Here is an 8,365-nt window from a genome sequence, read left to right as displayed (position 1 = left end):
AGGACTTCACCTACACAAAGGAATGGATCGACGGCAACGAGATCATCCTCGAATTCGAGTCGCGCATCGGCGACACGAAGCTGAAAGGCATCGACCGCATCACCATCGACGCGGATGGCCGGATGAGTCATATCGAAGTGTTGATCCGCCCGTTGAACGGCCTGATTGCGCTCGCCGAACATGTGAAGGCGTCGCTCGGACAGGCCGCTGCCTAGTTCAACCGTTCGATAGCCACCGCCGTCGCCTCGCCGCCCCCGATGCAGAGCGAGGCGACGCCACGCTTGCCACCGGTCTGCTGCAACGCATTGAGCAGCGTCACCAGAATGCGCGCGCCCGAAGCGCCGATCGGATGCCCGAGCGCGCAGGCGCCGCCATAGATGTTCATGTTGTCGTGGGAAAGGCTGAGTTCCCTGATCGCCGCCATCGCAACGACGGCAAAGGCTTCGTTGACCTCCCAGAGATCGACATCCGAAGCCTTCCAGCCGGTACGCTCCATCAGCTTCGAGATTGCACCGACCGGCGCGGTTGAAAACCAGGCCGGCGCCTGCGCATGCATCGTATGCCCGCGAATGGCGGCAAGCGGCGAAAGTCCGCGCTTCTCGGCCTCCGACAAACGCATCAGCACCAGTGCCGCAGCGCCATCCGAAATCGAGCTGGAGTTGGCCGCCGTCACCGTGCCGTCCTTCGCAAAGGCAGGTTTGAGCGTTGGAATTTTCGACGCGTCCGCCGTCAGCGGCTGCTCGTCCTGCACGACCTCGACCGCGCCCTTCCGCCCAGGCACTTCGACCGCCACGATCTCCGGCGCGAACGTGCCGCCCTCGACCGCGCGCCTGGCCCGCTTCAGGGACTCCGTCGCATAGGCATCCTGCGCATCGCGCGTGAACTGATAGTGCCGCGCGGTGTCCTCGGCATAGGAACCCATCAGCCGCCCTTCATAGGCGTCCTCAAGGCCGTCGAGGAACATATGGTCCTTGATCTCGCCATGCCCGAGACGCAGCCCACCGCGGGCCTTGGGCAGCAGATAGGGCGCGTTGGTCATGCTCTCCAGACCGCCGGCCACGACGACATCGCCATGCCCCGCGACGATCGCGTCATGCGCCATCATCACGGCCTTCATGCCCGAGCCGCACATCTTGTTGATTGTCGTGCACGGCGTCTTCTCGTCGAGCCCGGCTTTCAGCGCCGCCTGCCGCGCAGGCGCCTGCTTCGCGCCGGCCGAGAGCACGCAGCCCATCAGCACCTCATCGACTTCCGCCGGCCCGACGCCCGCGCGTTCGACGGCGCCCCTGACGGCAGCCGCGCCAAGCTCCGGCCCGGTGAGGCCCGACAGCACCCCCTGAAAGCCGCCCATCGGCGTGCGCGCCGCACTGACGATGACGACGGGATCGGTTTCATGACGGTTTTGTGACATGGGGCTGTTTCCACGACTAGACTGACGGCAATGGCCGGGATTCGGGGCAGAACCCTAGCCTAAAACAAGCGGCCGCCAAACAGGCCGCGCGAAATGGGGGGAAAGCGCGATGGAAGATTTCCTGCACGATTTAAGTTGGGTGGTACCCTTACGCAGCGACACCGCCACTGTCGTTTTCAATGGCTTCACCTGGCTCGGTTACGCGCCTTTCTTCCTTATATTCCTGCCGATCGGCTACTGGCTCTGGGATCGGGCGCTGTTTACGCGCCTCGCCGTCCTCATTACCGTCACGGCGCTTGTAAACGCCTGGCTCAAGGATTTCTGGCAGGATGCGCGGCCCGATCCCGCTTTCCAGCTCGATGCGGAGCGCGTCTCGGATTCCTATGGCTTGCCGTCCGGCCATGCGCAGGTCGCCGTGGCCATGTGGCTCTGGCTTGCCTATGAGATCAAGCGGCCCTGGGCTTGGGCAGCCGCGATTTTCATTGCGGCAGGCGTCTGTGCCAGCCGCATCTATCTGGGCGTACACGATGTCGAAGACGTGCTGGTCGGCATTGGCCTTGGGCTCATCAGCATCGCGGTCTTCGCGGTTCTCGTTCAGGAAAACATCGTCGCGCGGTGGCGGCGTCTGCCCGCGTGGATGGACTTCGCGGTGATCGTCCTTGCCATCCCGCTGCTCTGGCTGATCTGGCCGGCGGAGCGCGAGCCGAATGCCATTGCCGCTGTCCTTTTCATGCTGTTCGGCTGGTTCGCCGGGGCCGCGCTCGACCGCAAGGCCGCGCCCGAAAAGCCGATCCTGCCTGTCTGGTGGCTTCAGGTCGTGATGGCGGTAGCCGGGGTGGTCGGGCTCTTCGTCATGCGCGATCTCTTGACGCGCGGTGGCGAAATGATCGGCTTTCCGGCGGCCATCACCGGCTACACGGCCGCGGCGGCCATCGGCATTTACGCGACCTATATCGCACCGATGGGCTTCCGGGCGGTGAAGCTGATGAAGTGACGCGGGCTCACTCCGTGTAGATGTCGACCATGTCGGATTCGGTGAAAACCGTATAGACGCCCGCGCCGGGGCTGCCGCCCACAACGATGAAGCGACCGCCCGTGGCGGCGGCAACCGCGCCGTGGCGCGGGGTCGGCATCGACGTCGCGCGCTGCCATGCGGTCCCGGCGAGATCGAGCACGAAATGATCGCCATAGGTGCGCAAGGGCCGCCGTTGCTCGCCACCCGTCACATGCAGCCTGCCGTCGAGAACGGCCGCGACATGGCCTGCGCGCGGCTCCGGCAGCGACGATCCGCTGCGCCAGCTTCCGTTCGACGGATTGAAAATATCGACACGCGCCGACGCCGCGCCGCCATTGAGGCCGCCGATCGCATAGATGAGCCCGTCCGCGACTGCATAGGCCGCAGCGACGCGCGGCGACGGCATGGGCGAACCCGAAACGCTCCAGCGGTCGCGCGCCGGGTCGTAGACGAAAACGCGCGACGCGCCCTCGCCGCGCCCGCCCAGTGCATAAAGTTTGCCGTCAACGGCGACAAGACCGTGGCCGGCCCGGGCGGCCGGCATCGAAGGGCCGGAAAGCCAGCTTCCGATATTCGGATCGAAGACCCAGACATTCGCCGTGTCGCCGCCGTTCGCGGGCACATCCGGCGAGGCGCTTTCGCCAAAAAGGGCCGTACTGCCGATGCGGCTTTGTACCGGCGCTTCATGTCCGCCGGCGATATAGAGCCGGCCGTTGAGCTGGGCCATGCCGAAATGCTGCAGCCCGACCGGCAAAGCCACGGCCGCGCGCCAGATATTGCCACGTATGTCGTAGATTTCGGCCACGTTGCGCGGTCCGGCCGTGCTGTCGCCGCCGACGACATAGAGATCGTCGCCGAGCAACGCGGCGCCGGCGAAAGCGCGCGCCGTCGTCATCGGCGTCCCGTCGCGCCAGCCTTCAGCCGATGCAGGCGCCGTCGCCAGACAAAAACCCGCCGCCAGAAGGAACCCCGAAAGCCATAAACGGATCGCGCCACGCATCGCTCAACTCTCCCAAACCGGCCATCGCCCTCAGTAAAACAGGATCAGGGCCGCAAGTCCCAAAAACGCGAAGAAACCGACCACATCCGTCGTGGTCGTCACAAAGACGGCCGACGAAACGGCGGGGTCGGTGCCCAGTTTATCAAGGCCCAAGGGCACGAGAATGCCGATCAGGCTGGCGACCACAAGGTTAATCATCATGGCCGCCGCCAGCACGCCGCCAAGCCAGGCATTCTGGAATATCAAGCCGCCGAGACCGCCGAGCAGCACAGAGAAAATCAGGCCGTTCAGAAGGCCCACCAGAAATTCGCGCAAAATGGTGCGCCGCGCGTTGAAATGAACGAGATCGCGCGTGGCCAACGCGCGCACCGTGACGGTCATGGTCTGCGTGCCGGCATTGCCGCCCATCGAGGCGACGATCGGCATCAGCACGGCGAGCGCTACCATTTTCTCGATGGCCGCATCGAAAAGCGCAATTACCGAGGCCGCAATGACGGCCGTGACGAGATTGACCGCGAGCCAGGGAACGCGGCTGCGGCTGGTCTGCAGCACCGTGTCCGAAATCGCTTCCTCGCCGACACCAGCCAGCAGGCGAATATCTTCCGCCGCTTCCTCGCTGATAACCTCGACGATGTCGTCGACGGTGATGACGCCGACAAGGCGGCCTTCCTCATCCACCACGGCAGCCGAGATCAGGTCGTATTTGCTGAACTGCAGCGCCACGTCTTCCTGGTCCATCGCGACCGGGATCAGCGTCTGCTCGCTCTCCATGATTTCGGAGATCTTGATTGGCCGTTTCGAGCGCGTGACGCGCGACAGCGGCACGGTGCCGACGGGCTTGTGCGCCGCATCGACGACGAAGATTTCGTAGAATTCGTGCGGCAGGTCCGGCGCCTCGCGCAGATAGTCGAGCGTGTGGCCGACATCCCAGAAAGGCGGCACAGCCACCAGCTCGCGCTGCATCAGGCGGCCGGCGCTGTATTCCGGGTAGTCGAGCGATTGTTCGAGGGCGGCGCGATCGCTGGCCGGCAACTGATCGAGGATCTCGCGCTGCTCGTCCTCGTCCATGTCCTCGAGGAGATAGACGGCGTCGTCGGAGTCCATCTCCGTCAGCGCGGCGGCGATGTCCCTCGGGTCGAGCAGCTCCATCAGATGGTCGCGAACGCTTTCGTCGAGTTCGCTCAACACTTCCGGATTGAGATCGGAGCCGAGCATTTCGACCAGATCGCGCCGCTCGTCGGTGCGCAGCAATTCGAGGAGTTCGGCGGTGTCGGCGGGCCTGAGCGGCAAAACCAGTTCGCGCGCCTGCCCCCTGTCGCCCCGATCCACCGCATCGACAACCGAACGCACGAAGGATGGCGACAGCGCCTCGTCGGCGATTTCTTCCACTGCGTCTGGCGTCGGGATTTCAGTCAATCGGCACCTGCGAATCCTGTGCGTCGAACCGGCGGCGAGTGTGCGTTATTTGGCCGGTTCCCGCCACTGCGCGCGGCGGGAAATGCATCTGAACCCGAAAGGCGGGAACGGGGACAAGTTTGCCAAACAAAAAACCGGCGCCGGCGCTATGCGCGACCGGCTGCCGGTTTTGAAGATTTGCCTTGCGATGGTGCGGTCGAGAAGACTCGAACTTCCACGGGTTTTACCCCACAGCGACCTCAACGCTGCGCGTCTACCAATTCCGCCACGACCGCATGTTCGCAAGCCGCGCCGATGTAACAAATCCGGGTGGCTTGCTCAAGCTGCAAATTGAGGCATGACGGGGGTTTAGCGCAATAAGCTCAAATCCCGTCGCCATCGAGATTGGCGGGCAGATGAATACCGCATTCGTCCTTGTCGCGGCCGACCCAGCGGCCGTCGCGATAGGAGCCGCCCTCGGGCACGCGCTCGGTGCAGGGCATGCAGCCGATGGAGAGGTAGTTGTCCTTGACCAGCGGATGCCGCGGCAGCTTGTGCGCGTCGACATAGGCCTCGAGCTCCGCTTCGCCCCAATAGGCTAGCGGGTTGATTTTGAAGCGGGTTCCGGCCGAAGAGCCCGGCTCGCCGGTGCCGCGCACCCGTTCTTCCTCGATCGGGTCCATGCTGGCACGGGTCGATGTCTGGAACCGCTTGCGGCCGGTGATCGAGGCATCGAAGCCCTTCAGCGCCCGCTCGAGCGGCAGCACCTTGCGGACATGGCAGCAGGCATCGGGATCGCTGTTCCACAGACCGCCGTTCGGATCCTTTGCTGCGAGGTCCGCCGGATGCGGACCGACGGCACGCAGGTCCGTCAGGCCGAGCTTCTCCTGAAGCCGGTCGCGATAGCGCAGCGTTTCGCCGAAGAGCTTGCCGGTGTTGAGAAAAATGACCGGCGTCGACGGATCGATCTCGGCGACCATGTGAAGCAGGACCGCCGATTCAGCGCCGAAGGAAGAGACGACGGCGATGCGGCCCGGAAATTCGGTGCGGATCATCTGCTCGAGCAGCGCCTGGTCCGCAAGGCCTTGATAGGTCTCGCGCAACGCCGTCAGCCGCGGCGATACGAGCGTCGGCGCATCCATGATGGCGGCACGGCTTTCGGTGACCGCTGTCGCGCGGGGACGCCGGCTCAAATCCAGTGCGGTCATGGCAACCAGCCTTTCTCTTCGATATAGGCGTCGACGCGACGGCCGATTTCGGCCGTTTCGAGGCCCTGCATGCGCCAGACCTTGCGCTGCCGGCCCAGTTCGTCGAGCCGCCCGGCCCATTCGGACCCGAACAACCCCTCCAGATGCCGCCGCAGCCGCCGCGACAGGCCCGGCGACTTGCCGGCGGTCGAGACGGTGATCGTCAGCTCGCCGCGCCGCATCACCGAGGGCACATGAAAATCGCAGAGCGGCTTCACATCCTCGGTATTGACCAGCGCGCCCGCCGCCCGCGCCAGCCCGGCCAGCGCCACGCTTTCGGCGTCGCCGAGGCCCGCGATGAACACGACGCGAGCGCCCCGGAATGCCTCGCCCGTGGGCCGCGCGCCCTTGAGGCGTCTGCCGGCCTGTTTGACCAGCACCGGCGTCGGCGCCCCCGAATAGACCTCCAGATGGGCCGCACCGGCGGCATCCAGCGCCGCGAGCCGCTTTTCGGCCGCTTCGCCCTCGCCGACAAGCACCGCTTTCAGGGTGCCGAGATCAAGCATGACCGGAAACACGAAGCACCTCCCTGACGGCGGCGGGTCTTCCAATTCCCGCTAGAGATAGCGATTGTGCCGAATAATTCAACTCAAGTCCGTAATATTTTACAATCCACACAAACAGAGATGTAGAACAAAAAACGGGCCCCGAAAGGAGCCCGCGCCGAACGAAAATATCGAATGATTTCAGCCGTGTGCGACTGAATCCGTGCTGGAGATGACCGACGTGATCGAGACCGCCATGCGCTCGCCCTTGACGATAATCGTGCCGCGCGCGATCGGCACATTGTTGGCGAGGATCCAGATTTCGTCGTCCTGACGTGTGCCGAGCTCGATGACCGCGCCGCGGCCCATCCGCAAAAGCTGATGGATCGGCAGCGTCGTCCTGCCCAGCACGACGGAGATTTCAACGGATACGTTGTTGACCGAATTCACGCGCAACCCCACCTGACCCCAGCAGCCTGAGATACTCCAAGTGCTTTATCTGCCACCCAAATTGCCATGCTAGAGTTACTCGATGGTTAAGTCCCTGCCCCTTGCCGACGCGCCCGCGCCAACACTCGAATGGCGCCTCTCGGATGCGCCGGTTCCTTACGAAACGGCGGTGGCGGAGATGGAAGCCAGGGCCGCCGCGATCGCCGAAGGGACTGCGCCGGAACTCGTCTGGCTGCTCGAACACCCGGCCCTCTACACCGCCGGCACCAGCGCCGACGACGCCGATCTCATTGATCCCAAACGCTTTCCCGTCTTCCAGACCGGCCGCGGCGGGCAATACACCTATCACGGGCCCGGCCAGCGGGTCGCCTATGTGATGCTCGATCTGAAGCGCCGGAAGCCCGATGTCCGCGCCTATGTGCAGGACCTCGAGGCCTGGCTGATCGCCACGCTGGCGCAGTTCAATGTGACCGGCGAGACGCGGGCCGACCGCGTCGGCGTCTGGGTGCGGCGGCCCGACCGCGGCCTGACGGCGGAGGACAAGATCGCCGCCATCGGCGTGCGCATCCGCAAATGGGTGACGTTTCATGGGGTTAGCCTCAATGTCGACCCCGACCTCGATCATTTTTCGGGGATCGTGCCGTGCGGCATTGCACAACACGGCGTCACCAGCCTCGCCGATCTCGGGCGGGCGGCAACGATGGCCGATGTCGACAGCGCGCTGCGCGAGACCTTCGACGAGGTCTTCAGCCGCGACAGCGAATAATCCGCCTACGGATCAACCCGGGGATAAGCCGGATTTTCCGGACGCTTCAACGGTTTACACGCGCATGCACAGCCGATGTCTGAAGAGCGGACCCCCCTTCTGTCACGGAACTGTCATAAAACTGTCACAAATGACGCAAGTCATCATCTGTATACGGATGATTACACGATTTATCCCCGGGCGGCGACACGAAATTATTTCCGCGCTCGACCGATCGGCGGGGATAAAGCGTGTCGACGGAAAAAAAAGTAATCCCCGGTTTTGGCGCGCATCAGGATCGGCGACGCCCCTTCGCCACCACCGCTTCGTAAGCCGCCTGCAATTCCTCGCGGACGGACCGACCGCGCCGCGCTTTCTTCCTCGCGCCGAGATGTTCGGCGCGCAACTCGTCCATGAAGCGGGCGACGAGTTTGGGACCGCCCTCGGTGAGGAGTTTCGCGCGGATACCGAGCTCTTCGGTGACGGGGAGATATTTGACGCCCCAGGCCGACATGGCGGCGAGGATCGGCAGAAGTTCGATGCCCCGTTCGGTGAGGCTGTAGATCACCTTCTGCTTGTGGGCGGGATCGTCCGCGCGTGTGAGGATGCCGCCTTCG

Annotated in this window: 9 protein-coding genes, 1 tRNA gene and 1 pseudogene; 3 read left to right on the top strand and 8 right to left on the bottom strand. The window is 64.3% G+C overall.

Features of this window, described 5'->3' with window-relative positions:
• A pseudogene (locus WEB61_RS01230) lies at positions 1-215 on the top strand (nuclear transport factor 2 family protein); the annotation flags it as partial.
• Here the strand turns inward: WEB61_RS01230 and WEB61_RS01225 are convergent.
• Positions 212-1,411: an acetyl-CoA C-acyltransferase gene (locus tag WEB61_RS01225; RefSeq protein WP_368062507.1), complete on the bottom strand. Its 1,200-nt coding sequence runs from the start codon at positions 1,409-1,411 to the stop codon at positions 212-214. The pseudogene WEB61_RS01230 and the gene WEB61_RS01225 overlap by 4 nt on opposite strands.
• Before the next feature lie 109 nt (positions 1,412-1,520).
• Between WEB61_RS01225 and WEB61_RS01220 the strand changes: the two genes are divergently transcribed.
• A complete protein-coding gene (locus WEB61_RS01220) occupies positions 1,521-2,405 on the top strand; it encodes a phosphatase PAP2 family protein (protein ID WP_368062506.1) in 885 nt (294 codons plus the stop codon).
• A gap of 7 nt (positions 2,406-2,412) precedes the next feature.
• Here WEB61_RS01220 and WEB61_RS01215 read toward each other — a convergent pair whose 3' ends face one another.
• The 6 genes from WEB61_RS01215 to WEB61_RS01190 form a co-directional block, all read right to left on the bottom strand.
• Complete coding sequence (locus tag WEB61_RS01215) at positions 2,413-3,426, bottom strand: Kelch repeat-containing protein (protein ID WP_368062505.1); 1,014 nt, start codon at positions 3,424-3,426, stop codon at positions 2,413-2,415.
• Between the two features lie 30 nt (positions 3,427-3,456).
• Positions 3,457-4,842 (bottom strand): magnesium transporter, encoded by a 1,386-nt coding sequence (mgtE, locus tag WEB61_RS01210; protein WP_368062504.1) that lies wholly within the window; start codon positions 4,840-4,842, stop codon positions 3,457-3,459.
• A gap of 188 nt (positions 4,843-5,030) precedes the next feature.
• Positions 5,031-5,117 (bottom strand) — tRNA-Leu (locus tag WEB61_RS01205).
• An 87-nt stretch (positions 5,118-5,204) separates the two neighbouring features.
• Positions 5,205-6,029, bottom strand: coding sequence for a phosphoadenylyl-sulfate reductase (locus WEB61_RS01200; RefSeq protein ID WP_368062503.1), 825 nt, complete (start codon positions 6,027-6,029; stop codon positions 5,205-5,207).
• Positions 6,026-6,586: a bifunctional precorrin-2 dehydrogenase/sirohydrochlorin ferrochelatase gene (locus tag WEB61_RS01195; protein WP_368062502.1), complete on the bottom strand. Its 561-nt coding sequence runs from the start codon at positions 6,584-6,586 to the stop codon at positions 6,026-6,028. Before WEB61_RS01195 ends, WEB61_RS01200 begins: the two co-directional genes overlap by 4 nt.
• A gap of 168 nt (positions 6,587-6,754) precedes the next feature.
• Complete coding sequence (locus WEB61_RS01190) at positions 6,755-7,003, bottom strand: FliM/FliN family flagellar motor switch protein (protein ID WP_368062501.1); 249 nt, start codon at positions 7,001-7,003, stop codon at positions 6,755-6,757.
• An 82-nt stretch (positions 7,004-7,085) separates the two neighbouring features.
• Between WEB61_RS01190 and lipB the strand changes: the two genes are divergently transcribed.
• Complete coding sequence (gene lipB / locus WEB61_RS01185) at positions 7,086-7,769, top strand: lipoyl(octanoyl) transferase LipB (protein ID WP_368062500.1); 684 nt, start codon at positions 7,086-7,088, stop codon at positions 7,767-7,769.
• A gap of 271 nt (positions 7,770-8,040) precedes the next feature.
• Here lipB and WEB61_RS01180 read toward each other — a convergent pair.
• Positions 8,041-8,365: winged helix-turn-helix transcriptional regulator (locus tag WEB61_RS01180; RefSeq protein WP_368062499.1), on the bottom strand; the 325-nt coding region annotated here is incomplete at its 5' end.

Source organism: Parvibaculum sp. (genome assembly GCF_040882025.1).
GTDB lineage: Bacteria > Pseudomonadota > Alphaproteobacteria > Parvibaculales > Parvibaculaceae > Parvibaculum.
Note: the sequence above shows the minus strand (reverse complement) of the source record. Positions and strands in the feature narration are given on the sequence as shown.

Excerpts from the sequence above, each read along its gene's own strand:
- WEB61_RS01225 (WP_368062507.1), bottom strand. The coding sequence starts at position 1,411 with ATGTCACAAAACCGTCATGAAACCGATCCCGTCGTCATCGTCAGTGCG.
- WEB61_RS01215 (WP_368062505.1), bottom strand. The coding sequence starts at position 3,426 with ATGCGTGGCGCGATCCGTTTATGGCTTTCGGGGTTCCTTCTGGCGGCG.
- WEB61_RS01200 (WP_368062503.1), bottom strand. The coding sequence starts at position 6,029 with ATGACCGCACTGGATTTGAGCCGGCGTCCCCGCGCGACAGCGGTCACC.
- WEB61_RS01220 (WP_368062506.1), top strand. The coding sequence starts at position 1,521 with ATGGAAGATTTCCTGCACGATTTAAGTTGGGTGGTACCCTTACGCAGC.
- lipB (WP_368062500.1), top strand. The coding sequence starts at position 7,086 with ATGGTTAAGTCCCTGCCCCTTGCCGACGCGCCCGCGCCAACACTCGAA.